Here is a 25284-nt window from a genome sequence, read left to right on the forward strand (position 1 = left end):
GCTGGTTCATCGGTCGGGGGCTCCAGTCCGCTTGAACAGGGATGATGCCGAACGCCGAACGGGATGACGCCGAACGGATGCTGCGCTCATGGCACTCAGTTCCCTCCAGTATGCACACTGAGTGCCATTTTCTCTGCCCGATGTTAGGTTCGCCCTCATGAGCGAGGCACCCCGTCGCGGTCCGGCATCCGATGCGACACCCCCGAAGCCGCCCATACGGGACTCCCTCGTCGCGGCGGCCTTCCAGCTCTTCCTCGAGCACGGGTACGAGCAGACCACGGTCGACGACATCGTGACACTGGCGGGGGTCGGACGCCGGTCCTTCTTCCGGTACTTCCCGTCCAAGGAGGACGTGGTCTTCCCGGACCACGAGCGCTGCCTGGCCGACATGACGGAGTTCCTGAGCTCGGGCACGGACGAGGACGACCCGGTGGAGCGGGTCTGCGACGCCGCCCGGCTCGTGCTGCGCATGTACGCCGAGAACCCGACGTTCTCCGTGCAGCGCTACCGCCTCACGCGGAAGGTCCCCGGGCTTCGCGCGTACGAACTGTCGGTGGTGTGGCGGTACGAGCGCGCCCTCGCCGAGTATCTGCGTGTGCGCTTCGCGGGGCGCCGTGACGGCACCCTGCACGCGGACGTGATCGCCGCGGCGGTGGTGGCCGCGCACAACAACGGCCTTCGCTCCTGGCTCCGTTCGGACGGACAGGGCGACGCGGCCGCCGCGGTGGACCATGCGCTCGGCCATGTCCGTGACACCTTCGGCGCGAAGGGAGCCGGCATCGCCGCGCCCGCGCAGGAGGAACCGGAGGACGTGGTCGTCGTCATCTCGAAGCGGGGAACGCCGATGTGGCGCGTGGTCCGGGAAATCGAATCAACTCTCCGACAGGACTGAGGCCCAACTCCTGCGAAGGCTCTTTGCCGACTCAGGGTACGGAGTGCCTTTACTCATGACACTGAGTGCCATACTCTGGCTTCGTGCACGGCGCTCCGAGCACATCAGATTCCGGCACGAGTGCAGGGAGATGACATCGTGTTTCACCCAGGGACAGGGTTGACAGCGATCGCCGAGAGCGTGCTCGACGCTTCCACGGCTGAGAACGGCACCACCGCACCCATCGACACTCCGGCCTTCGACGGCCTCTGCTTCCAGCGCTGCGAATGGTGCGGCACCCCCTCCTTCCACCGCCTGCTCTGCCCGGTCTGCGCCTCCAGCGACCTGCGGACCGAGCACAGCGAGGGCAGGGGGGTCGTGCGCCGTACCACGGTGCTCCACCGGGGCACCCCGTCGGCCCGCAACGAGTCGCTCATCGAGATGGCCGAGGGGTTCACCGTGCGGGGCCGGGTGCTCGGCCCGCCCGCCGCGATCCACCCCGGTGACCGGGTGCAGCTCTCCAGGGCCGAGGACCCCGTCCGCAGGGAGCCGTTGTTCCAGCTCATGGACGAGCCGTACCGGCCCTGGGCGTGAGGTCGTACCCACGGCACCCGCCTCGCATCCGAGGATGACCCGCCTGTCGCCGTGCCCCTCTCGTTGATCCACCTCCACGGTTAGGGTGGCGGTCAGGACGATCCGGAGGTGGGAAGATGCCGCACACGGTGAAGGGCGTTGTCGCCAGGGCCAAGGGTGCCCCGGTGGAGCTTACGGATGTGGTGGTGCCCGACCCGGGCCCCGGCGAGGCCGTCGTGGACGTACAGGCGTGCGGGGTGTGCCACACCGATCTGCACTACCGCGAGGGCGGGATCAACGACGAGTTCCCGTTCCTGCTCGGGCACGAGGCGGCCGGGATCGTCTCCGAGGTCGGCGAGGGCGTGACGAACGTGGCGCCGGGCGACTTCGTGATCCTCAACTGGCGGGCGGTGTGCGGGCAGTGCCGCGCATGCGCCAAGGGCAAGCCCTGGTACTGCTTCAACACGCACAACGCGGCGCAGAAGATGACCCTCACGGACGGGACCGAGCTGTCCCCCGCCCTGGGCATCGGCGCGTTCGCGGAGAAGACGCTGGTCCACTCCGGGCAGTGCACCAAGGTCGACCCGGAGGCGCCGGCCGCCGCGGCCGGACTGCTGGGCTGCGGAGTGATGGCGGGCTTCGGTGCCGCGGTCAACACCGCCGGGGTGTCCCGCGGCGACTCGGTGGCGGTGATCGGCTGCGGCGGCGTCGGCAACGCCGCCATCGCCGGTGCGGTGCTGGCTGGGGCGTCCAAGGTGATCGCCGTGGACGTCGACGACCGGAAGCTGGAGTGGGCACGCGGCTTCGGCGCCACGCACACGGTCAACGGGCGCGCCGAGGACGTCGTGAAGCGGGTGCGCGAGCTGACCGGCGGCTTCGGCGCGGACGTCGTGGTGGAGGCGGTCGGCCGTCCCGAGACGTATGAACAGGCCTTCTACGCAAGGGACCTGGCGGGCACGGTCGTCCTGGTCGGCGTGCCGACACCGGACATGAAGGTGACGTTGCCGCTGATCGAGATCTTCGGGCGCGGCGGCGCGCTCAAGTCGTCCTGGTACGGCGACTGTCTGCCGAGCCGGGACTTCCCGATGCTCATCGACCTCTACCGGCAGGGCAGGTTTGACCTCGACGGCTTCGTGTCGGAGACGATCGGCCTGGACGAGGTCGAGAGCGCGTTCACGAAGATGCACCACGGCGATGTGCTGCGCTCGGTGGTCGTGCTGGACAAGGCGGGTGCGTGATGACGGCGCGTATCGATCATCTGGTCACCTCGGGCACGTTCAGCCTGGACGGCCAGACCTTCGACGTCGACAACAACGTGTGGATCGTCGGCGACGACAGCGAGTGCGTCGTGATCGACGCCCCGCACGAGGCGTCGGTGATCGCGGACGCGATCGGCGACCGCCGGCTGCTGGCCGTCCTCGCGACGCACGCGCACGACGACCACGTACGGGTCGCCCCCGAGCTGGCCGACCGCTTCGGCGCGCCGATCCTCCTGCACGCCGACGACTTGCCCGTATGGCGGCTGACCCACAGGGACCGGTCCCCGGAGCGGGAGTTGAAGGACGGCGACGTGTTCACCGTCGCGGGCACCGACCTTCAGGTCCTGCACACACCGGGCCACTCCCCCGGCGCGGTGTGCTTCTACGCACCAGAGCTGGAGACGGTGTTCACCGGCGACACCCTCTTCCATGGCGGCCCCGGCGCCACGGGCCGGTCCTTCAGCGATTTCGGCACCATCATCGACTCCATCCGGGACCGGCTGCTGACTCTGCCCGCCGACACGCGCGTACTCACCGGGCACGGCGAGTCGACGACGATCGGGGACGAGGCGCCGCACTTGGAGGAGTGGATCGCCCGGGGGCACTGAGTGCCCGTCACGGGTGCCGGCCCGAACGTCGGGTCGGCACCCCCGTAGTGCATCCTTTTCCTCTCTGATGCACGGCTTTCAGCGGGGTTTTCGACATACGTCGTTGTTAACCTTTGCCGCGCCTTGCAGAGCCGTGAGCTACGAGGCACACGGCGCTTCGCGGGGAAAGCGGAAAGGGGAGGCACGGCGTGGAGGACCAGCTGCTCGGGAGGGCAGGACCAACCCGGTGGCTGCGGTTGCTGGTGCGCGGCGCGTTCGTCACCGTCACCGGTGGCGCTTTGCTCGCGGTCGTGGCGCTCGTGGCGATGACGATCGGGCCGGCGCTGCTCCTGCAGATCGACACACCCGCCTTCCAGGCCTGGCGCACCGTCTTTGTGGCGATCACCGTCCAAGGGCTGCCCTTTCTGCTTTTCGGCACGCTGATCTCGGCTGCCATCAGCGTGTTCGTACCGGCCTCCCTCTTCGACCGGCTGCTGCCGCGCAAGCCCGCTCTGGCGGTGCCGGTGGCGGGAGCGGCGGGGATGGTGCTGCCGGGCTGCGAGTGCGCTTCGGTCCCGGTGGCCGGCAGTCTCATGCGGCGCGGGGTGACTCCGGCGGCCGCTCTGGCGTTTCTGCTGTCCGCGCCCGCGATCAACCCGATCGTCCTTGTGGCGACCAGTGTCGCCTTCCCCGGCAACCCGGAGATGGTGCTGGCCCGGCTCATCGCATCGCTCGCCGTGTCCATGGTCATGGGCTGGCTGTGGATCGCTCTCGGGCGGCCGGAGTGGCTGAGGATTCCGAAGCCCGCCGCGGGGGCGGGCCACGGCGGCCAGGCGACAGCAAGCCGGGCCGGACGCTGGGAGCAGTTCCGGCAGGCGGTGCAGCACGACTTCCTGCACGCGGGCGGGTTCCTGGTGGTGGGCGCCATGGCCGCGGCGACCTTCAACATCGTGGTGCCGCAGTCGGCGCTGGACGCGGTGTCGGGATCGGTGTGGCTGTCCGTACTGCTCCTGGCTCTCCTGGCGGTCGTCCTCGCGGTGTGCTCCGAGGCGGACGCCTTCGTCGCCGCCTCGCTGACCGGGTTCTCACCCACCGCCAAGCTGGCCTTCATGGTGGTGGGCCCCATGGTGGACGTGAAGCTGGTGGCCCTGCAGGCGGGCACCTTCGGACGAGCATTCGCCGTCCGTTTCTCGGCGGTCACCTTCGCGGTGGCCGTGCTGTGCAGCGCGCTGGTGGGGTGGTGGCTGCTGTGAGGCGGCGTTTCGAGGTTCTGCTGCTTCTGCTGGCGGGCGCGGCCGTCCTGCGTATCTCACTGTTCAGCGAGCTGTATCTGCGGTACGTGAAGCCGGGTCTGCGGCCGCTGCTGATCGCCACCGGGGCGCTGCTGGTGCTGCTCGGCCTGGTCGCCGCCGTCCGTGAAGCGATCGGGTACGCACGCGGGCGGAGGGACGCGTACCAGGACGCCGGACACGAAGAGGGTCACTCCCCACACGCGGGGCACGAATGGGTTCACCCCCCACACGCGGGACACGAGGAGGGGCACTCCGAAGACGCAGTGCATGAGCGGGGTCACGCGCACTCCCACGGCCCTCGCGTCGGCTGGCTGCTCTACCTCCCCGCCGTACTGCTGCTGCTCTTCGCCCCGCCCGCGCTCGGCTCCTACACGGCATCGCGGGAGGCGGCTCGTGCGGCCCAGGGCGCGGGTACGTTCCCCGCCCTGCCCGACACCAACCCACTCCCCCTGACCGTCCGGGAGTTCAGCTCCCGCGCGGTCTACGACACGGGAAAGTCACTCAAGGACCGGACCGTCCTGCTGACGGGATTCGTCTCGCCGAGTGACGGCGGTGACGAGGGCACCTGGTATCTCAGCCGCCTCGTGGTCGGCTGCTGTGCGGCCGACGCGCAGGTGTTCAAGGTGGAGATCCACGGGGCGACGGCACTCGACGCCGACACGTGGGTGACCGTGACCGGCGTCTGGCGGCCGACCGGGGCACCGGGCTCCGAGGCGGCTGAGCCGGCCCTGGACGCGAGTGCCGTCCGGAAGATCCACGAACCGAGCAATCCGTACGACGACGCGGCACCGGCCGCGGACGGCAGCTGAGGGGCGCCGACGGCCCGCTGCCCGGCCGGAAGCGACCGGCGGGGACGCGCCTGCCGCCTCGGCGGGGACGGGCCGGGTCCAGCGGACGTGGCCCGCAGACCCCTCCCGCAGAGCCGCCCGCAGGACGCCGAAATGTTGGAGGAAATGTTGAAACCTCAAGCATCAGGTACCATGGGCCACCCCACAGCTTGAACGATCAAGCATCTTCCTGGGCGGCCTGTGGCAATGCTGACCCGAACCTCTACACAGGAGAGAACGCTCGTGACCACCTCCACAACGACTCGCTTCACCCCCACGACCCGGCACACCCCCTCCCTGCACGCCTACGACGTCGGCCTCCTCCTGCTCCGCCTGGCCGTCGGCCTCACCATGGCCGCCCACGGCACCCAGAAGCTCTTCGGCTGGTTCGGCGGCGGGGGCCTCGAGGGCACCGGCCAGTTCTTCACGATGAGCGGCTACCCGTCCGGCAAGACCATGGCGGCCGTGGCCGGCCTCACCGAGACCCTCGGCGGTCTGGGCCTCGCACTCGGTCTGCTCACTCCGCTGGCCGGCGCCGCCGTCTTCGGCACCATGATCAACGCTCTCGCGGTGAAGTGGGGTGGCGGCTTCTTCGCCCCCGACGGCGTGGAGTACGAACTCGTGCTGACCGTCGCGGCGGCGTCCCTCGCCCTGACCGGCCCGGGCCGCTACGCGGTCGACCGGCTCCTCCCCGGCCTGCGTGCGCACCGGCTCGGTTACGGGATCGCCGCCGTCGTACTCGGCGCCGTGGTCGCCGGAGTGATCCTGCTGCTCCGCAAGTAAGCGGGGCACGCGCAGCAGCGCGTACCGAACGACCGAAGGCCGGCCCCTCACGGGCCGGCCTTCGTGCTGTACCTGCCGCGTCCCGGACGGGGGCGCGCTTTCGTGACCGGACGTCCGCGATATATATCCCCGAATACCGCAGCGACAGCAGTAATGTCCCGTTCTCCATGAAGAAACGTCACCCGAATGCGCTCTGCAATGTCCGGTTACCGCGCGTTCATAAGGCCGGGCGCGAATCCCGCCTTCAGCAAATCTGCACACCGATTACCCAGCCCAGGCACGGCACGGCACACGAGTGCGGCAGGACTGACACCCTGTCCTGCCTTTGGTGCGGGAGTGTCCCATTTGGCTCTCACGGCTGAATCGAAGCAGGCGAACACCCCTGGAGGATCTTGTGAAGAAGCGGCCACCAAGCCGTGGACAGGCCTGCACGCAAAGGTAGTTGAGGCGTCGAACAGCGTCGAACCGATGCTCGGAGGATTGGCTGCGTGGCGCGCTGACGTGCTTTGATCCTGCGCACTGCGGGAGTTGCACGAACGTTCTCGTTCAAGCGTCAGACACCCGCGGGACGGCCTGTCCGCATGCCAGCAGCGCCGGCCGCCACTTTGAAGAAATATCCACAGGAAAGGGAAGCTCACATCATGAACTTCACCCCCCAGGTTGAGACCCGCGAGATTTCCGACGCCGACCTGGACAACGTTTCCGGCGGCCTCGTCGGCGAGCTGGTCTCCAACGTCACGGGCACCGTTGACTCCATCTACCCGGTCACCGGCACCGTGACGGGCCTGGTGAGCACCGTTGAGGCCACCACCGGCATCAGCACCGCCCCGGTCACCGGTCTCGCCTCCGGTCTGACCGCCGGTCTCTGAGGCTTCTTGCTCCGTGAGTCCCGGAACCGGAACCAACCGGTTCCGGGACTCACGGGTGCCCGCAGGCCCCCGGCCGCCGACCATCCGGCTCCCGGCTCCGGGCTCCCGGCTCCCGGCTCCCGGCCACTAGGCTGGCCTTCTTGACCGGCTATCAGCCGCCACCCGGCCCCGGCCTGCCCCTACCACCACGTTTTCGCAGTTGAGGGAAGAGTCCCGTGCAGTTCCGCCAGAAGGCCCTTTCCAAGCTGCAGTCGCCCGAAGAGCTCGATCTGCCGGTGCGCTTCGCCCGGCCGCAGGGCCGTCTGGTCCTGATCGTCACCGTGGTCGTCATGGCGGCGGCCTCGTTCTGGGCCGTGACCGGCAGCGTGTCGTCCACGCTGAAGGCCTCCGCGATCCTGACGCACGCGCAGGGCAGTTACGTCCTGCAGAGCCCCGTCGCGGGCCAGGTCACCGCCGTCCTCGCCAAGGAGGGCGAACGGCTTGACGCCAACTCCCCCCTGCTGAAGGTCCGTACGCAGCAGGGCGACCAGATCGTCCGCACCATCGCCGCGGGCCGCGTGACCACCCTGCTGGCCACGATCGGCGCGGTCGTCACCACCGGAGCGAACGTCGCGACACTCGAGCGGACCGATGACGCGTCCGATCGCCTGATGGCGGTGGTGTACGTGCCGGCCGACAGCGCGTCGACCGTACCGGTGGGTGCGTCCGTCGACCTCACCGTCCAGTCGGTGCCCAAGGATGAGTACGGCGTGTTGCGCGGTCGTGTGAAGGCCGTCGGCAGGACTGCGGAGACGCAGCAGCAGATCACCGCGTTCCTCGGCGACAGCCAGCTCGGCGCGCAGTTCTCGCAGCAGGGCCGGCCGGTGGCGGTGCTGGTGCGTCTCGAGCGGTCCTCCGTCACGAAGTCCGGCTACAAGTGGTCCACCGCCGACGGCCCCCCGTACGCACTCGACTCCATGACTCAGGCCACCGGCGCCATCCGGCTGGCCGAGCAGCGCCCGATCGATTGGCTGCTTCCGTGACAGAGCTACCACCGCCGCCGGTCCGCCGCCGGCACCGGCCCGAGTCGAAGTCGAACCCCCGGTCGAACCCGCGCTCCAACCCAAGGTCCAAGTCGAGGTCGAAGCCGAAGGTCAAGAAGCCGAAGACGGTCCGCAGCCCCACCGTGCTGCAGATGGAGGCCGTGGAGTGCGGCGCCGCCTCGCTGGCCATGGTCCTCGGCCACTACGGCAAACATGTGCCGCTGGAGGAGCTCCGGATCGCCTGCGGCGTCTCGCGGGACGGCTCGCGGGCCAGCAACCTCCTGAAGGCGGCGCGCAGTTACGGTCTGCAGGCCAAGGGCATGCAGATGGACCTTGCGGCCCTCGAAGGCGTGCCCGGACCGGCCATCCTGTTCTGGGAGTTCAACCACTACGTCGTCTACGACGGCATGGGGCGCCGTCTCGGACGGCGCGGTGTGTACATCAACGACCCGGGCAAGGGCCGCCGTTTCATTCCGATGGAGGACTTCGACACCAGCTTCACCGGTGTCGTGCTGGTCCTCGAGCCCGGTGAGGGCTTCCGGCGCGGCGGACGCAAGCCGGGCGTCCTCGGCGCCATGCCCGCGCGCCTGCGCGGCACGTCGGGCACGATGCCGGCCGCTGTGCTCGCCAGCCTGATGCTGGTCGCCGTCGGGGCGGCCGTGCCCGCCCTCAGCCGTACGTACATCGACATGTTCCTGATCGGCGGCCAGACCTCGCTGCTCGGGGTGCTGTTCGCGTCGATGGGCGCCACGGTGCTGCTCACGGCCGTGCTGACCTGGCTGCAGCAGTCGAACCTGCTGCACGGCCGCATCATCTCGTCGACGCTCAGCAGCGCCCGGTTCCTGAGGCATCTGCTGCGGCTGCCGGTCACGTTCTTCGCCCAGCGCAGCCCCGCCGACCTCGTGCAGCGGCTGCAGTCCAACGACGCGGTGTCCGAGACCCTGGCCCGCGACCTCGCCGCGGCCGGTGTCGACGCGGTCGTCGTGATCCTGTACGCGGTCCTGCTCTGGTCGTACGACCCTCAGTTGACCGTCATCGGTGTGCTGGTCGCGCTGCTCAACGTGGTGGCGATGCGCGTGGTGGTGCGCCTGCGGGCCACCCGTACGCAGAAGCTGCGCGCCGACAACGCCCGGCTGACCACCACCGCGTACACCGGTCTGCAGATGATCGAGACGCTGAAGGCCACCGGTGGGGAGAACGGTTACTTCCGCCGCTGGGCCGGGCAGCATGCGACGACGCTGGAGGAGCAGCAGCGGCTCGGCGTGCCGGCCGCGTGGCTCGGGATCGTCGCGCCGACGCTGGCCACGCTGAACAGCGCGCTGATCCTGTGGATCGGCGGTCTGCGTGCGGTGGACGGTCATATCTCGATCGGTCTGCTGGTCGCCTTCCAGGCGCTGGTGACCCGCTTCACCGCGCCGATCACCCGGCTCAACGGTGTCACCGGCCGCATCCAGGACTTCGCCGCCGACGTGGCGCGCCTGAAGGATGTCGAGAACTTCCCGGCGGACTCCCTCTACGCCCGCCCGGACGGGGCGTCGAGCACGCGCAGGCTCAAGGGCCATGTGACGCTGGAGAACATCACGTTCGGCTACAGCCCGCTCGACAAGCCGCTCCTCACCGGCTTCTCGCTGTCGGTCGGGCCGGGTCAGCAGGTGGCGCTGGTCGGCGGCTCGGGCAGCGGCAAGTCCACGGTGTCCCGGCTGATATCCGGGCTGTACACGCCGTGGGAGGGCACGATCCGTATCGACGGGCAGCGGCTCGAGGACATTCCCCGGGGTGCCCTGGCCGCGTCCGTGTCCTTCGTCGACCAGGACGTCTTCCTCTTCGAGGGCACGGTCCGGGACAACGTGGCGCTGTGGGACCCGTCCATCCCGGACGACGCGGTGATCGCCGCACTGCAGGACGCGGCGCTGTACGACGTGGTGATGCGCCGCCCCGGCGGCATCCACAGCCAGGTCGAACAGGACGGCCGCAACTTCTCCGGCGGCCAGCGGCAACGCCTCGAGATCGCCCGGGCGTTGGTCCGCAAGCCCAGCATCCTGGTCCTCGACGAGGTGACCAGCGCGCTCGACGCGGAGACCGAGCAGGTCATCATCGACAACCTGCGGCGGCGCGGCTGCGCCTGCGTCGTGATCGCCCACCGGCTGAGCACGGTCCGCGACAGCGACGAGATCGTGGTGCTGCACCACGGCACGGTCGTCGAACGCGGACGCCATGATGTGCTGGTCGCCGCCGGGGGGCCGTACGCCGAACTGGTCAAGGAGCGTTGAGATGACCTCCGTCCATCAGCACGCCGCCACCGGGGCCGCAGAGGGCGACCACGTGCTCGGCGCCCTCGGGGGCCTCGGGACGCCGCTCGACTGCAGCGGTCTGACCCGTCTTCCGCTGGAGGGGCCGCACGTACTGTGGCTCGTCGCGGCGGGCGCCATGGACCTGTTCGCAGTCGACGCGGTGCAGGAGGGCCACTGGCACTTCCTCGGCCGCCTCGAAGCGGGATCGCTGCTGCTCGGCCCCGTCGAAGGACCACAGCACACCCTGGTCGGCCGGCCGTTGCGGGAGTGCGTGCTGCGGCGGATCCCGCTGCGGCAGCTGTACCGGCCGGAGTTCACCGACACGTGGTCGCACGACCCGTACGCCACCGACCCCTACGGCGCCGGCATGTACGACACGGGCGTCCAGTCGTACGACTACCAGGCACAGGCCCAGGCCGCCCCGAGCCCGCTGGAGTACGCGTTCGCGCTCGGCGTCGGGCGCAGCATGGGCATCCTCTTCCAGGCACCGCTGGACAGCCGGACCGCGGACGCCGGGATGGCGGCCGACGACGACATCCTGTGGATGCAGGTGCCGCCGGGCAGCGTGCAGTACGGCGCATCGGTGAGCGCCGATGCGGCGGCCGACCTGCTCATCGATCCGGCCGTGTGGCAGGGGATGGTCGACCAGCAGTACCGGCTGCTGTCCTCGCTCGACCGCTGGATCGAGCAGTTGGAGCGCTCTCACGAGGACCGGACGGCGGCCGGTATCAAGGCTGGTGAGGCCGTCCGTGCCGAGGCCGATCAGGCGCTGCTCGACTCCATGCGCCGCCGCTCCTCGAAGTCCTCCCGCACCACTGCGGGGGGTGACGACGCCACGTACGCCGTCTGCGGCGTGGTGGCCCGGGCGGCCGGTATCACGTTGACGGAGCCGTCGAAGAGCGGCGCGCAGAATGAGCGGCTCGACCCGGTCGAGCGCATCGCCGTGGCCTCGCGGATCCGTACCCGCCCGGTCCGGCTCGACGGACGCTGGTGGCGGGAGAACACGGGCCCACTGGTGGGCTGTCGGGCCGCGTCCGGGGCGCCCGTCGCGCTGCTGTGGCGGCGCGGCGGGTACGTGGCGCGGAACCCCGCGACCGGCAGCAGCATCCGCGTCGACGAGGACAACGCGGAGGAGTTCGAGCCGCGCGCGATCATGTTCTACCGTCCGCTGCCGGAGCGGCCGATGAGCCCGCTGCGGCTGATGCGGTTCAGCCTGCACGGCACGAGCGGCGACATGCGCAACCTGCTGCTGAGCGGGCTGGTGACGGTCCTGCTCGGCGCGCTCGTGCCCATCGCGACCGGCCAGGTGCTCGGTTCCTTCGTACCGGACGCCGAGGAGAGCCTGATCGTCCAGGTGTGCCTGGCGATCATGGTCGCCAGCATCGTCTCGGCCGCGTTCATGCTGATGCAGAACCTGACCATCCTGCGGATGGAGGGGCGGATCGAGGCCACGCTGCAGCCGGCCGTCTGGGACCGGTTGCTGCGGCTGCCGACGAAGTTCTTCACCGGCCGCTCCACCGGCGAGCTGGCCAGTGCGGCGATGGGGATCAGCGCCATCCGCCGGCTGCTGGCGGGCGTCGGCCCGGTCGTCGTCCAGGCGGGCACGGTGGGTGCGATGAACCTCGTCCTGCTGCTTCTCTACAGCGTGCCGCTGGCGCTCGCGGCCATGGGGCTGCTGCTGGTGATCGCGGCCGTCTTCCTCGGCATGGGACTGTGGCAGGTGCGCTGGCAGCGTCGGCTGGTCGTGCTCAGCAACAAGCTCAACAACCAGGCGTTCCAGACCCTGCGCGGCCTGCCCAAGCTGCGGGTCGCGGCGGCGGAGAACTACGCGTACGCGTCGTGGGCCAAGGAGTTCGCGCGCAGCCGGGAGCTGCAGCAGCGCGTCGGGCGGATCAAGAACCTGACAACGGTGCTCGGTGCGGTCTATCTGCCGCTCTGCTCTCTCATCATGTTCATGCTGCTGGCGGGCCCGGCCCGCGGCTCCCTGACGGCCAGCGCATTCCTGACGTTCAACACCGCGATGACCATGATGCTGACATCGGCCACGCAGCTCACGGGCGCGCTCGTCTCGGCCGCCGCCGCGCTGCCGATGTTCGAGGAGATCAAGCCGGTCCTCGATGCGACCCCGGAGGTGCGCAGCGCCAGCACCCAGCCCGGCGTCCTGTCGGGCGGCATCGAGGCCCGCAAGCTGTCCTTCCGCTACACCGACGACGGTCCGCTGGTCCTCGACGACGTGACCTTCGAGGTGCGGCCCGGCGAGTTCGTGGCGGTCGTCGGCCCGAGCGGCTGCGGCAAGTCGACGCTGCTGAGGCTGCTCATCGGCTTCGACAAGCCGGTGTCGGGCAGTGTGCTGTACGACGGTCAGGATCTGGCGGCCCTGGACCAGGCAGCCGTGCGCCGACAGTGCGGCGTCGTCCTGCAGCACGCGCAGCCCCTTACCGGCTCGATCCTGGACTGCATCTGCGGTGCCGAGCCGTTCACGCTGGAGGAGGCGTGGGAGGCGGCCGAACTGGCGGGCCTGGCCGAGGACATCAAGCGCATGCCCATGGGCATGCACACCATCGTCGCCGGCGGCAGCTCCGTCTCGGGCGGGCAGCGCCAGCGCCTGATGATCGCCCAGGCCCTCATACGCCGTCCGCGGATCCTGTTCTTCGACGAGGCCACGAGCGCGCTGGACAACGAGACCCAGCGCACGGTGATCGAGAGCACCCGCCGTCTGCAGGCCACCCGCATCGTGATCGCCCACCGGCTGTCCACCGTCATGGACGCCGACCGCGTGATCGTGATGGCGGAGGGCCGGATCGTGCAGCAGGGGCCGCCCGCGGAGCTGCTCGCCGACACGGGCGGGCGCCTCCATGAACTGGTGCGACGGCAGATGATGGGGTAGCGGCGCGGTTCTCTGCCGGACAGCGGCAGCGCAACCGGCCCGCATCCCGAGACCGCTCAGCGGCCCGGTCGGTTCTCCGTGGGTCGGTCTGCCGTCTGTGCGAGACCCGCGCCATCCGGGGCAGCGGACGCCGAACGCGCCTGTTTGGCAGGCGGATCGGCGGCCTTGTCGCCGGTCGCGGTGAGAAAGAGGACCGCCCCCAGGGCGACGAGCCCGAACGCCGCGAGGGTGTGCAGCCGGGCGCTGCGTACGGCGTGGCGCACGGACCAGGCGTGGATCAGCGTGAGGAGCCGGTGCTGCAGCCGACGAGCCTCCTCGGCGTTGGCGCGGGCGTCGGCGAGGCCCTGTTCGAAGACCTTCGTCTGCACCGGGTCCTGCTCGCGCGCGAGCTTCACCGCCAGGTCCGCGGCGACCGCCTCGTGCAGGCGGCGCTGCGTGCGCAGTTCGCGCAGGGAACGGTAGGGGCCGTAGTACGCGGCCGGGTTGCGCGCGATCGCCGCCCGCAGGGAGGCCATCTCCGGCGCGTCGAGGTCGTCGAGCGTGGCCAGGCACGGGGTCAGCGCCTCACCCGTCTTCCAGATGGCCCAGCCGACACCCAGCACCGTCAACGCCAGCCCGCCGAACGCGGCGAAGGTGTCGCCCCAGTCGTCGATCCTGCCGACGGCGGTCAACGGGCCGCCCCCGACCAGCAGCGCGCCCACCCCCGCGACGGCGACGATCGTCCAGCGGGCGGTGGTGCGGAGATCGGCGACCGCGTCTGCGGGCCCGGTGGCGACGGGGTCGGCGGGCTCCTGAGCAGGTGAGGGGAGGAAGGAGGTCAAGAGTCTTCCGGGTCCTCTTCGTGACGGAACGTGTGGTCCTCGGCCTCGACCTGCCGCTTGTACGGAAGCCACTGGCGGCCGTCCCAGTGCTGCAGTGCGCCGTCGCTGCCGATGCGCGTGTCACCGATCGCGGGCTCGGCGTTGTCGGAGGTGTCCATGAGCTCCAGTATGTCGGGCGTGACCCGGTGTATGGGTAGCATTCCGGGGTCCGAGAACGGGGGAGGGACGATGTCCGACGACGCGGAACTCGCGGGCCTCTTAGAGGGATTGATGTACGCCCATGGGCTGCTGGCCCAGGGCCGGTTGTCGGAAGCCCAGCGTGTGCTCCTCGCAGTGGAAGCAGCGTCCGCGCATGTCGCCGACGTCCAACTGCACTTCATGCTCCATCGGCTGCTCGGCCAGACGGCACGCTCGGAGGGCCGCCTGGCCGACGCGACCGCCCACTACGAGAAATGCCGCGAGGTCGCGGACAACGAGGCCCTGAGGAGTGCCGCGCTGGAGGGACTTGCCCTGACGGCTGCTGCGGAGGGCAGACTGAAGCGAGCCGTCCGCCTGTTCGGGGACGCGGCCGAGGCGGCCCGCGCCGCCGGAGACTCCGCGGGCTACGCCGCAGTACTGCAGAACCACGCCAACATCGTCACCGCCCACGGTCTCGAAGGCGCCGAGGAACCGCTGCGCCGCGCCCTGGCCGTACAGGGGATCAGCGCTTCCCTGCGTGGCGTCATCACCGACAACCTCGCGCACGAACTCGCCCGCCAGGGCTGGCTCGACGAAGCCGCGGAACTGGCCGCCCAGGCCGCGCGGACACTCACCGACGCGGGCGCCGACCTGGACGCCGTCAAGGCGTGGAGACATCTGGCGGACATCAGCCGGCAAGCAGGCCGCGAGGCCGAGAGCGGGACCGCCTTCGCCCACGCCCACGACCTGCTCAAGCGGATCCATGACCACGTCGACGTCGAGCACTACGGGCGTCTGCACGACGAACGGGTCGCGCAGATCGAGGCGCTCACCGAGACCCACCTGCGCGAGCAGATCTCCTCGGAAGCCGACCTCGCCCTGGAGATCGGCCTCAACGCGACCATGGGGCGCCGGCTCGTCGACACGGCGGAACAGCGGTTCGAGGAGGGCGACCTGGCCGCCGCCGAGGCGCTGCTGATCCGTGCCGAGAGCCACTGGGAGCAGCTGCGGGCGGCGCACTGCATGCCCCAGGTGTGGAATCTGCTGGGCCTGGTCCACCTCTACGCGGGAGCGCCCGACCGTGCCCTGTCGGTGCTCTCCCGCTCCCGGCATCTGGCCCACGCCCTCGGCGATGCCATGCGGGAGTGCTTCGCGCTGAGGCATCTGGCCATGGTCAGAAGCCGGTTCGGGCTCGGTGAGGAGGAGGACCTCGGTCTGCTCCTGAGGGCGCGTGCGCTGAGCGGATTCGCGGCGCGGCGACGGCTCGCACAGGTCGCCCCGGATCTGCCGGACGAGGCCCTTCCTGACGGCGGGATCCTGATCGACGGCGGAGTGATCGACGGCAAACTCGCTCAGATATGCGCCGATTACGGAGCCTGGGAGCTTGCCGACACCTACAGCGAGCGTGCCCTGGCCGCCGCCGAACGGGCAGAGGAGCGCTTCTCGCACCGGCTCGCGGTCAGGCTGGCCGTCCGGCTGCGGATCCTCAAGGAGACCGGGCGGACCGAGGCCGCGGCCGAGACCATGGAGCGGCTCGCGGCGCTCGGTGACCGCCGGCCGGACGACCAGACGCTGATGACGGCGCACACGGCGATCGGCTGGTACCGGTTCGAGACCGGGGAGCGCAGCCCCGCTCTGCTCGACCACCTGGTGGCGGCGTGCGACGCGTACGAAGAACTGCGCCGCAGAGCCCTCGACCTCGGTCCGCTGGCCGATTTCCGCACGTTTCTGGCCCCGCCGTACGCGGAGGCGGTCGAGACCGCCCTGACGCTCGGCCACGTCGCCCAGGCGTTCGACCTGGTGGAACGGGCGAAGGGCCGGTCGCTGCTGGACGCCGTGCGGCACACCGGTTCGGCGGCCGCCGTCGACAGCAGCGACCACGGCTTGCTTGCCCGCGAGCAGGAGCTGTGGCAGAGACAGCGGGCGCTGCGCGCGGAACTGTCGGCGCGTCCCGAGGGCGAGGACACCGAGGCTCGGGTACGGCGCCTGATCGGGTGGGAACAGCACCTGGAGGAGGTGCGTCAGGAGCTCACCGGGCTCTGGGAGCGGCTGTCGGCGGAGTACCCGGAAGTGCGCGTCCACCGGATGGCCGAGCCGATCACCGCGGCGGAGGCGGTGCGCCTGCTCGGCCGCTCCGGTGCCTCCGCACTGGTCGAGTTCTGGGTCGGCCGCGAGGCACTGTACGCGTTCGTGCTGGAGGCGGGACGGACAGAGCCCGTGCTGGTGTCGCTGGGCGGCCATGAGGCGCTGGGACGGCAGCAGTACGCCGACGAGGTACGCGCTCTGCTCGCGGCGAGCTCGGTGGAGGACCAGTCGGCGGCCCTCGACACGATCGTGCGCAGTCCGCTGCACAGGGCGGTGAGGGACGTGGTGGAGGACGCGGGCGGCCCTGGCACCCCGGTTCTGGTCGTCCCCCACGGTCTGCTGCACACGGTGCCGCTGCATCTGCCGTCGAACGTGCATCTGCCGTCGAACGCCCAGGAGAGGCAGCCCGAGCCGGACCGGCGGAGCCGGCCGACGCGATACCTCCCATCCGCGTCCCTGCTCAGAACCGGCGGTGGCGCGTGGCACCGGGACGGCACAGTTCTGGCCGGGGGCTATCCGGGGACCGGCTCCAGGAAACTCACGTACTACCGCGGCGAATGCGCCGAAGTCGTCGACCGGCTCGGCGGCACCGCTCAGTTCGACGAGGCGGCCACCGCCGACTGGCTGGAGACGGCGGTCAATTCGGCGGACCGGCTCTCCCTGGTCCACCTCGCCTGCCACGGCATGTTCGACGAGCAGCGGCCCGAACGCAGCGGGCTGTTCCTCGCCGGACCCGCCGGACCCGCCGGACCCGCCACGACCGAAGTCGTGCGGACCGAACGCCTGGCCGCCATGGACTGGACGGGCGCGCTGGTCACCCTGAGCGCCTGCAGCAGCGGCCGCCACCAGGTGCGACAGCGGGACGAGCTGGTCGGGCTCGGGCGCGCGCTCCTGTCCGCCGGGGCGCGCGGGCTGGTCGTGAGCATGTGGCCGGTGGTGGACCGTGACGCGGCGATCCTGATGTCGCTGTTCTATGAGGCACTGGCCTCCGAACCGGCCTGGGACGCGGACACCGTCGCGGGCTCGCTGGCCGGTGCCCAGCGCCGGATGGCCTCGTGGACCGCCGCCGACCTGATCGACTGGGCGTGCTCCCGGCTGGAGTCGCCGGGACGGTCCGCCGACACCGACCGTCTGAGCTTCGCCGCACTGGCCTTCGCCCACCGCAGGGCGGGCAACCAAGGTGAGTACGACCGCTGGTCCGCCCACTCCGGCGGCGTCGAGGGGACGACACCGGAAAGCCAGGCCTCCGACTGGTGGGGGCAACGACACCTGGCCTCGGCTGGCGACGGCTACCTTCAGCGGGTGTTCCCCAGCGCCGCGGCATGGGGGGCCTTCGCCTTCTACGGCGCCTGACCCCGAACTCACCGACGAGGGGCTCTTGTTGGAACGTGTGCGGAACCTTGCGCTTGTGTGGCGCACAAGAGAAGGTGTGGGCCGTTGAATCGTTCCAGACGACCTACGCACCAGCAGGGAGCCCTCACCTCATGACGCCTTCACGCAGAGCTTTCGCCGCTCTGGCCACCGGAGTTGCTCTGTCCGGACTCCTGCCGACGTCGACCGCCGCGGCACGTCCGCGCCACGGACGCCGCATCGCTCACGACGACTTCCGTCACGGCCTCGGCAAGTGGGCGGTCGAGCTGGAGAGCGGCGGCAGCGTCACCGCCGAGCGCGGCGTGCTCGACATCGACGTGCCGGGCGGTGCGACAGTCTGGTTCAGGGAGAGACTTCAGGGCCCATACGTCCTCGAGTACACCGCGACGCCGATATCGGCAGGCGGTGCCAACGACCGAGTCTCCGACCTCAACAACTTCTGGAACGCGACCGACGTCCGCTCCCCCGACGACCTCTTCGCCACGCAGCGGGGCGGCACCCTCGCCGAGTACGACCACCTCACGACGTACTACGCGGGCTACGGCGCCAACTACAACACCACGACACGCCTGCGGCGCTATGTCGGTGAGCCGGGCGTCCGCCCGCTGATCCACGACTACACGGAGCCGCTGCTCGTCGCGAACGCGCCGAACCACGTGCGGATCGTCTCGGACGGCTCGACGGTGCAGTGGTGGAACAACGGCCGGCTGGTCTTCGACTACACGGACCCGGAGCCGTACACGAGCGGCCACTTCGCCTTCCGCACGGTATGGAGTCACTTCCGCGTCACCGGGTTCGCGGTGCGGCGGCCGCCGACGGCTGCTGCTGCTGCTTGAGCGCTGCGGCTCGAGCGGGCGGCGCAGCCCGTCACCCCGCCCTGAGCACCGCGCGCGTCTTCGCCGCGCGTACGGCGGCGGAGAGGGCCTCGATGTCGTAGGCGCCCAGGTGGCGGCGGTCGTTGATGAAGAAGGTGGGTGTTCCGGAGACGCCGCTCAGGTCCGCGGACTCGACGTCCTCCGCCACCCTGGCGGCCCCGGCACGCTCGCGCAGGGCCTGGCGGAAGAGCTCCGTGTCCAGGCCGAGCTGCTCCGCGTAACGCACGAGGTCGCGGACTTCCAGAGCGCCCTGATGGTCGAAGAGCAGGTCGTGCATCTCCCAGAAGGCGCCCTGCTGGGCCGCGCACTCAGCTGCCTCGGCGGCCAGCTGGGCATGCGGGTGGACGTCGGTCAGCGGCAGGTGCCGCCAGACGTACCGCACGGACGCGTGGCCGGCGAGGAGCTCGCGGACGACCGGCTCGGCCTGCCCGCAGTAGGGGCACTCGAAGTCGCCGTACTCGACGATGGTCACCGGCGCCTCGGCGGGCCCCCGCACATGGTCGCGGTCCGGGTCGACCGGGACGGCGAGGTCGATCATCGTCTCGGCGGTGCCGAGCAGGGCCTGCGCCCGGCGGCGTGGCGGAAGGGCCCTGAGACCCAAGGCGACCACCCAGGTGGCGGCGAAGGCGCCGACGACCGCGCTGAGGATGCCGATCTTCGCCTCCTCGAGCTGGTCGCCTTCGAAGGCGAGGGTGACGATCAGCAGGGACACCGTGAAGCCGACACCGGCGATCGTGCCGCCGCCCACCACGGACCCCCAGCCGACCTGCGGCCTCATACGGCCGCGGCTGAGGCGGTTGGCCAGCCACGCGGCGCCGACGATGCCGATCGGTTTGCCCAGCACGAAGCCGCACAGGATGCCCAGCGTCACCGGGGAGGAATAGGCGCGGGCCAGCAGGTCGCCGCTGATGGCGATGCCCATGTTCGCCAGCGCGAACAACGGCACGATCACGTAGCTGGTCCAGGGGTGGTACATCTGCAACAGCCGGTCGTTGGGCGACATCGCCGATCTGAGCCCCTGGCGTACCGACCGCTCGAGTTCGGGCGTCGGCTGCTCGCGGAAGGCCCGGAACAGGCCGGTGGCCCGCTCCAGCTCGCTGCGCGACGCAGGGTACGCGTACGTCAGCAGGCCGAGTGCCAGGCCCACCACGACCGGGTCCACGCCGGACTTCACCGCCGCCACCCAGGCGGCCGCGCCGAGAAGCGCGTACGCCCAGCCGTGGCGCACCCCGGCCGCGCGCACCAGGAGGATCACGCCGAAGATGCCCAGGGCGGCGAGCAGCGCGGGCAGGTCGATGTCCTCACTGTAGAAGACCGCGATCACCACGAGCGCGAGGAAGTCGTCGACGACCGCCACCGTGAGGATGAAGGTGCGCAGGCGGTCCGGGAACCGCGAACCGAGCAGGGCGAGCATGCCGAGGGCGAACGCGGTGTCCGTGGACATCGCGGCGCCCCAGCCGTGTACCGAGGAGCGGCCGGCGTTGATGGCGAGGTAGATCACGATCGGCACGATCATGCCGCACAGTCCCGCGATCGCCGGCAGCGACAGCGCCCGCCGGTCACGCAGCTCCCCCATGTCGAACTCGCGGCGCGCCTCCAACCCGACGACGAAGAAGAACAACGTCATCAGCCCGGCGTTCACCCACTCCCGCAGCGGCAGCGCAACGCCCTGGTCCCCGACCGTGATCGACAGCCGGGTGTGCCAGAAGCTCTCGTACGAGGTGTGCGCGATGTTGGCCCACACGAGGGCGACAAGGGTGGCGGCGACCAGCACCACGGCGCTGCCGGTCTCCGTCCTCAGGAAGTCGCGCAGCGGGGTTCTCTCGCTGCCTCGGATGGAGATGCGCCCGTTGGAGGACGCGGGAGCCGCGGAGTCCGTCATCCGGGCATTGTCCCTCGCGTCCCCGGCAGGGCGCTTCCCGGGCACGAGAACAAATCCGCGTGCCCCGGCCTGTGCGCTCCGCGAAGATGACGAGGCATGACCAGACTCGGACCCGTGGAAGCCGCACGCCGGATCGCGCGACAGCGCCACCCGGAGGCCCTGGCCGCCTTCGTCTGCGGAAGCGTGCTCACCGAGCACCGCACCGCGTACTCGGACCTCGACCTCGTGGTGATGCTGGACGGCGCGCCCGCCCCCTACCGCAGCAGCTTCGTCGCAGCCGGCTGGCCGGTGGAGATGTTCGTGCACACCGACGAGACCTGGCATGACTTCGTGGAGCGCGAGACGGCCGGTCGAAGCTCGCCGCTGCTCTTCATGTGCGCCCACGGTGAGTTGCTCCTCGACCACGACGGCTCGGGCGTCCGGCTCGCCGCGGAGGCCAGGGAGCGGCTCGCGGCCGGCCCACCGCCGGCCACCCCGGAGGAGCTGGAGCACCGCCGGTACGTCCTGACTGATCTTCTCGATGATCTTGCCGGCTGCGCCGATCCGGCCGAACGCCTCTTCATCGTCACGGCGCTGGCGCAGCGCGCCGCCGAACTGGCGCTGCTCGTCCGCGGGCGCTGGCTCGGCGGCGGGAAGTGGCTGGCCCGCCGCCTGCAGGCCGCCGAGCCCGGCCTCGCCGACCGCCTTGATCCGGCGGTGCGCGACGCTCTCGAGGCCCGCCCCGAGGCGCTGGTCGCGCTGGTCGACGAGGTGCTGGGAAGCGCGGGCGGGCGCTTGTGGGACGGGTTCGAGGTCGCCTGACACCGGGCGTGTCTCGGCGAGCTGGGATGGCTGGGCGACATGGGTTGGGGTCGCTGGCGGCCTGGGGCATGGGTGGCTACGAGACAGCCGGTTTTCCGTCGCCGCCAGCCCTCGCGCCCCACAGCCGGCCCACATCCACCGCCCTACGGGCCAGGGCCCTCGTATACGCAGCCACCGTCGGCTGATAGACACGGAACCGCCGGCCGCCGGAACCGCCGACCGCCCGACGTAAGGAGAACCGGCCGCCGGAACCGCCGACCGCCCCACGCAAGGAGAACCCGTGCAACCCCTCCGCGGACTGACCGTCGTGTCCCTCGAGCAGGCCATCGCGGGGCCGTACGCCAGCCGGCAGCTCGCTGACCTCGGGGCCCGCGTCATCAAGGTCGAGCGGCCGGTGACAGGCGACTTCGCGCGCCATTACGACACCCGCGTCAAGGGCCTGAGCTCGCACTTCGTCTGGGTCAACCGCAACAAGGAGTCGCTCACCCTCGACATCAAGGAGCCCCGCGGCCTGGCTGTCCTGCGCCGGCTGCTCTCGACCGCCGACGTCTTCCTCCAGAACCTGGCACCGGGCGCGACCGCCCGCATGGGCCTGAGCGCCGCCGAGCTGCAGGCGGCTCACCCCCGGCTGATCGTGTGCGACATCTCCGGGTACGGGCAGGGCGGCCCGTACGAGTCGATGAAGGCGTACGACGCGCTGGTGCAGAGCGAGGCGGGGCTGCTGTCCGTCACCGGGACCGGCGACGAGATGGCCAAGGTCGGGATCGCCGTCTCCGACATCGCCGCGGGGATGTACGCCTACAGCTCGATCCTCGCCGCGCTCCTCGAACGAGCGTCGACCGGCAAGGGTTCACATGTCGATGTGTCGATGCTCGAGGCGACCGTCGAGTGGATGGGCTTCCCCCTGTACTACGCCTACGACGGTGCCGAGCCGCCGCCGCGCGCCGGTGCGGCCCACGCGACGATCTACCCCTACGGCCCGTTCGAGGCGGGCGACGGCAAGGTCGTCATGATGAGCATCCAGAACGAGCGGGAGTGGCGGGGCTTCTGCGACCGGTTCCTCGGCCGGCCCGAACTCGCCGACCACCCCGACTACACGGGCAACGCGAAACGCAACGCCCACCGTGAGGCGCTCGGCCGGATCATCACCGAGCGTTTCGCGACACTGACCGGCGACGAGGCGAGCACGCTCCTCGAAGCCGTCCCCGTCGCGCATGCCCGCGTCAACACCCTGGCCGATGTGTGGAACCATCCCCAGCTCGCCGCCCGCGGCCGGTGGCACGAGATCGCCTCACCGGCCGGGCCCCTCCCGGCGCTGGCCCCTCCGGGGCTTGTCGACCCCTCCCCACGCATGGACCCTGTCCCGGACGTGGGCGAGCACACGGCGAAGATCCTCGCCGAACTCGGCGTCCCGGAGGAGGAGGCGGATGCCCTGCGCCGGGACGGGGTGGTGTGACCGCCGACACCGCGGCTTGTGGTGGCTCAGCGCATCTCGCCCGCTCCGATGTACGGGTATGGGCTGACGAGTGGCTGCTGTTCGGCGAATCGGCTGAGCCGGAAGTCGCCATCCGGGACGGCCGGGTCGTTCGAGCGGCCGTCCATGACTAGGTCGGCGAGCAGTTCTCCCACGGCCGGTGAGATCTTGAAGCCGTGGCCGCTGAAACCGGCGGCGACGATGAGTCCGTCGATGCCGGTGGGGCCGATGACCGGGTTGAAGTCGGGGGTCACGTCGTAGCAGCCCGCGTAGGTGCTGGACACGGAGGCGTCCGGCAGGCCGGGCAGGCGATGCGCGATCTTGGTGACCGCGGCCTCGAGGAAGTCCGGGTCGGCGTGGTTGGCGTAGCGGTCGGGATCGGCTGGTTCGGGCCGGCTCAGATCGCTGTTGCCGAAGAGGAGTTCCCCTGCGGTCTCGGCCCGGATGTACTGCAGCGACACCAGGTCGGAGAAGACCGGGACCTTGGCGGCGTCGAAGCGGGGGTCCACCCCGTGGCCTGGGGATATGAGCACGATCTGCTCGCGGTGCACAGTGATGGGCAGGTCGACACCCAGTGGCGCGAGCAGCCCCACCGACCACGGCCCGGCCGCGACCACCACCGAGCGGGTGGCGATCTCCTCCCCATCCTCGAGCCTGACCCCGCGCACTCCCCCCGAGTCGGTGAGGATCTCGGCCACCGCGGTCCCCTGCCGGATCCGTACGCCGTTCCGGCGGGCCGCCGCGGCGAAGGCCTGGGCCGTCCGGTACGCATCCCCGTACCCGCCCCGGGGCTCCCAGCCGAACGCCGCGAAGTCCCCCAGTTCGGCGACGGGCCACAGCTCGGCGACCTCGTCGCGGGAGATCGTCATCGTCTCGATGCCGAGGGCGCGCTGCGCCTTGAGGCTGGCCTCCAGCGCGTCGGCGTTCTGCTCGCCGACGCCGACCACATAGCCGGTCTGGTGGAAGCCGATGTCCTCGCCGAGGACGTCCTCGGCGTTCTCGAAGAGGTGCAGGCCCTTCCAGGCCATCGCCGCCAGCGAGGGCACGCCGTAGTGGCAGCGCACCACTCCGCTGGACTTGCCGGTCCCGCCGGAACCCACGGTGTCGCGCTCGCAGACGACGACGTCCGTGAAGCCGCGTCGGGCCAGCGCCCAGGCCGTGGCGGCTCCTTCTATGCCGCCGCCGACGATGACCACATCAGCGGTGCCCGTCACAGCCCACCCCCGGGGATCCAGGACGTACCGGCCAGCGGCACCCGCGCCATCGCCGCCGCCTCGATCGTCAGCGCCACCAGATCCTCCGGCTCGAGGTGGCGCAGATGCGCCTTGCCGCAGGCGCGGGCCAGGGTCTGCGCCTCCATCGTGAGGACGCGCAGGTAGTTGGCGATACGGCGGCCGCCCTCCACCGGATCGAGTCGCGCGGCCAGTTCGGGGTCCTGCGTGGTGATGCCGGCCGGGTCGCGGCCGTCCTGGAAGTCGTCGTAGAACCCGGCCGCGGAGCCGAGCTGCTCGTACTCCCCCGCGTACCGCGGATGGTTGTCGCCCAGCGCGATGAGCGCGGCGGTGCCGATAGCGACGGCGTCTGCGCCGAGCGCCATCGCCTTCGCCACGTCGGCGCCGGTGCGGATGCCGCCGGAGACGATCAGTTGGACCTTGCGGTGCAGGCCGAGTTCCTGAAGGGCCTGGACGGCCTGCGGGATCGCGGCCAGCGTGGGGATGCCGACGTGTTCGATGAACACGTCCTGGGTTGCGGCGGTGCCTCCCTGCATGCCGTCGACCACAACCACGTCCGCACCCGCCGCGACGGCGAGCTTCACGTCGTAGTACGTCCGTGTGGCGCCGACCTTGACGTAGACCGGCTTCTCCCAGTCGGTGATCTCGCGCAGTTCGAGGATCTTGATGGCGAGGTCGTCGGGGCCGGTCCAGTCGGGGTGGCGGCAGGCGCTGCGCTGGTCGATGCCGGGCGGGAGAGTCCGCATCCCGGCCACCCGGTCGCTGATCTTCTGGCCGAGGAGCATGCCTCCGCCGCCGGGCTTGGCGCCCTGGCCGAGCACGATCTCGATGGCGTCGGCCTTGAGGAGGTCCTCGAGGTTCATGCCGTAGCGCGACGGAAGGTACTGGTAGACGAGGTGCTTGGACTGGCCGCGCTCCTCCGGCGTCATGCCGCCGTCGCCCGTGGTCGTGGACGTACCGACCTCGCTGGCACCGCGCCCCAGCGCCTCCTTGGCCTGTGCTGAGAGCGCTCCGAAGCTCATGCCGGCGATGGTGACGGGGATGTCGAGGTGGAGGGGGAAGGCGGCGTTGCGGTCGCCCAGCACGACGTCCGTGCCGCACTTCTCGCGGTAGCCCTCCAGCGGGTAGCGGGACATGCTCGCGCCGAGGAACAGCAGGTCGTCGAAGTGCGGGAGCGGCCGCTTGGCGCCCCAGCCGCGGATGTCGTACACGCCGGTCTCGGCGGCACGCTGGATCGCGGCGATGGCGGCCCGGTCGAAGGTGGCGGACTCCCGCAGATGTTCGGTGGTCATGGCAGAAGTCCTC

General features: G+C 70.6%; 20 protein-coding genes. 15 read left to right on the forward strand and 5 right to left on the reverse strand.

The window, feature by feature from the left end:
* Positions 1-157 precede the first annotated feature (157 nt).
* The 11 genes from H1D24_RS38820 (at position 158) to H1D24_RS38870 (ending at position 13261) form a co-directional block, all read left to right on the forward strand.
* On the forward strand, positions 158-892 hold the full coding sequence (locus H1D24_RS38820; protein ID WP_181662464.1) for a TetR family transcriptional regulator: 735 nt from the start codon (positions 158-160) through the stop codon (positions 890-892).
* Between the two features lie 222 nt (positions 893-1114).
* Positions 1115-1465: a Zn-ribbon domain-containing OB-fold protein gene (locus tag H1D24_RS38825; RefSeq protein WP_309484608.1), complete on the forward strand. Its 351-nt coding sequence runs from the start codon at positions 1115-1117 to the stop codon at positions 1463-1465.
* Positions 1466-1581: 116 nt separating this feature from the next.
* Positions 1582-2682: an S-(hydroxymethyl)mycothiol dehydrogenase gene (locus tag H1D24_RS38830; protein WP_181662465.1), complete on the forward strand. Its 1101-nt coding sequence runs from the start codon at positions 1582-1584 to the stop codon at positions 2680-2682.
* A complete protein-coding gene (locus H1D24_RS38835; protein WP_181662466.1) occupies positions 2682-3311 on the forward strand; it encodes an MBL fold metallo-hydrolase in 630 nt (209 codons plus the stop codon). The genes H1D24_RS38830 and H1D24_RS38835 overlap by 1 nt, the downstream gene beginning before the upstream one ends.
* A gap of 188 nt (positions 3312-3499) precedes the next feature.
* The gene (locus H1D24_RS38840) at positions 3500-4543 is read left to right on the forward strand and encodes a permease (RefSeq protein WP_374064634.1); all 1044 of its coding nucleotides are present in this window, start codon (positions 3500-3502) and stop codon (positions 4541-4543) included.
* Entirely contained in the window at positions 4540-5391 is an 852-nt protein-coding gene (locus H1D24_RS38845) for a TIGR03943 family putative permease subunit (RefSeq protein ID WP_181662467.1), read from the forward strand. Before H1D24_RS38840 ends, H1D24_RS38845 begins: the two co-directional genes overlap by 4 nt.
* Positions 5392-5616: 225 nt before the next feature.
* A complete protein-coding gene (locus H1D24_RS38850; protein ID WP_181662468.1) occupies positions 5617-6192 on the forward strand; it encodes a DoxX family protein in 576 nt (191 codons plus the stop codon).
* 641 nt (positions 6193-6833) lie between these two features.
* Positions 6834-7061, forward strand: coding sequence for a type A2 lantipeptide (locus H1D24_RS38855; RefSeq protein WP_181662469.1), 228 nt, complete (start codon positions 6834-6836; stop codon positions 7059-7061).
* Between the two features lie 215 nt (positions 7062-7276).
* Positions 7277-8083 (forward strand): HlyD family efflux transporter periplasmic adaptor subunit, encoded by an 807-nt coding sequence (locus H1D24_RS38860; RefSeq protein ID WP_181662470.1) that lies wholly within the window; start codon positions 7277-7279, stop codon positions 8081-8083.
* Positions 8084-8235: 152 nt separating this feature from the next.
* On the forward strand, positions 8236-10353 hold the full coding sequence (locus tag H1D24_RS38865) for an NHLP family bacteriocin export ABC transporter peptidase/permease/ATPase subunit (protein ID WP_374064643.1): 2118 nt from the start codon (positions 8236-8238) through the stop codon (positions 10351-10353).
* A gap of 1 nt (position 10354) precedes the next feature.
* A complete protein-coding gene (locus tag H1D24_RS38870) occupies positions 10355-13261 on the forward strand; it encodes an NHLP bacteriocin export ABC transporter permease/ATPase subunit (RefSeq protein ID WP_181662472.1) in 2907 nt (968 codons plus the stop codon).
* 56 nt (positions 13262-13317) lie between these two features.
* On the opposite strand, the gene H1D24_RS38875 is transcribed toward H1D24_RS38870, so the two are convergent.
* On the reverse strand, positions 13318-14082 hold the full coding sequence (locus tag H1D24_RS38875) for a hypothetical protein (protein WP_181662473.1): 765 nt from the start codon (positions 14080-14082) through the stop codon (positions 13318-13320).
* Positions 14079-14240 carry a hypothetical protein gene (locus tag H1D24_RS38880; RefSeq protein ID WP_181662474.1) on the reverse strand — a complete coding sequence of 54 codons (162 nt, stop codon included), beginning with the start codon at positions 14238-14240 and terminating at the stop codon, positions 14079-14081. The genes H1D24_RS38875 and H1D24_RS38880 overlap by 4 nt, the downstream gene beginning before the upstream one ends.
* 70 nt (positions 14241-14310) lie before the next feature.
* On the opposite strand from H1D24_RS38880, the gene H1D24_RS38885 reads away from it, so the two are divergent.
* Positions 14311-17697 carry a CHAT domain-containing protein gene (locus tag H1D24_RS38885; RefSeq protein ID WP_181662475.1) on the forward strand — a complete coding sequence of 1129 codons (3387 nt, stop codon included), beginning with the start codon at positions 14311-14313 and terminating at the stop codon, positions 17695-17697.
* A 131-nt stretch (positions 17698-17828) separates the two neighbouring features.
* Positions 17829-18551, forward strand: coding sequence for a DUF6250 domain-containing protein (locus tag H1D24_RS38890; RefSeq protein WP_181662476.1), 723 nt, complete (start codon positions 17829-17831; stop codon positions 18549-18551).
* A gap of 31 nt (positions 18552-18582) precedes the next feature.
* On the opposite strand, the gene nhaA is transcribed toward H1D24_RS38890, so the two are convergent.
* Positions 18583-20472: a Na+/H+ antiporter NhaA gene (gene nhaA, locus H1D24_RS38895; RefSeq protein WP_181662477.1), complete on the reverse strand. Its 1890-nt coding sequence runs from the start codon at positions 20470-20472 to the stop codon at positions 18583-18585.
* 96 nt (positions 20473-20568) lie between these two features.
* On the opposite strand from nhaA, the gene H1D24_RS38900 reads away from it, so the two are divergent.
* Positions 20569-21273: a nucleotidyltransferase domain-containing protein gene (locus H1D24_RS38900; RefSeq protein ID WP_181662478.1), complete on the forward strand. Its 705-nt coding sequence runs from the start codon at positions 20569-20571 to the stop codon at positions 21271-21273.
* A 280-nt stretch (positions 21274-21553) separates the two neighbouring features.
* Positions 21554-22729 (forward strand): CaiB/BaiF CoA transferase family protein, encoded by a 1176-nt coding sequence (locus tag H1D24_RS38905; RefSeq protein WP_181662479.1) that lies wholly within the window; start codon positions 21554-21556, stop codon positions 22727-22729.
* A 26-nt stretch (positions 22730-22755) separates the two neighbouring features.
* Here the strand turns inward: H1D24_RS38905 and H1D24_RS38910 are convergent, their stop codons facing one another.
* Both H1D24_RS38910 and H1D24_RS38915 read right to left on the reverse strand, forming a co-directional pair.
* Positions 22756-23961: an NAD(P)/FAD-dependent oxidoreductase gene (locus H1D24_RS38910; protein WP_181662480.1), complete on the reverse strand. Its 1206-nt coding sequence runs from the start codon at positions 23959-23961 to the stop codon at positions 22756-22758.
* A complete protein-coding gene (locus tag H1D24_RS38915) occupies positions 23958-25271 on the reverse strand; it encodes an FMN-binding glutamate synthase family protein (RefSeq protein WP_181662481.1) in 1314 nt (437 codons plus the stop codon). Before H1D24_RS38915 ends, H1D24_RS38910 begins: the two co-directional genes overlap by 4 nt.
* Between the last annotated feature and the right edge of the window lie 13 nt (positions 25272-25284).

It is taken from the genome of Streptomyces himalayensis subsp. himalayensis, assembly GCF_013778455.1.
In the GTDB taxonomy this organism is placed as follows: Bacteria; Actinomycetota; Actinomycetes; order Streptomycetales; family Streptomycetaceae; genus Streptomyces; species Streptomyces himalayensis.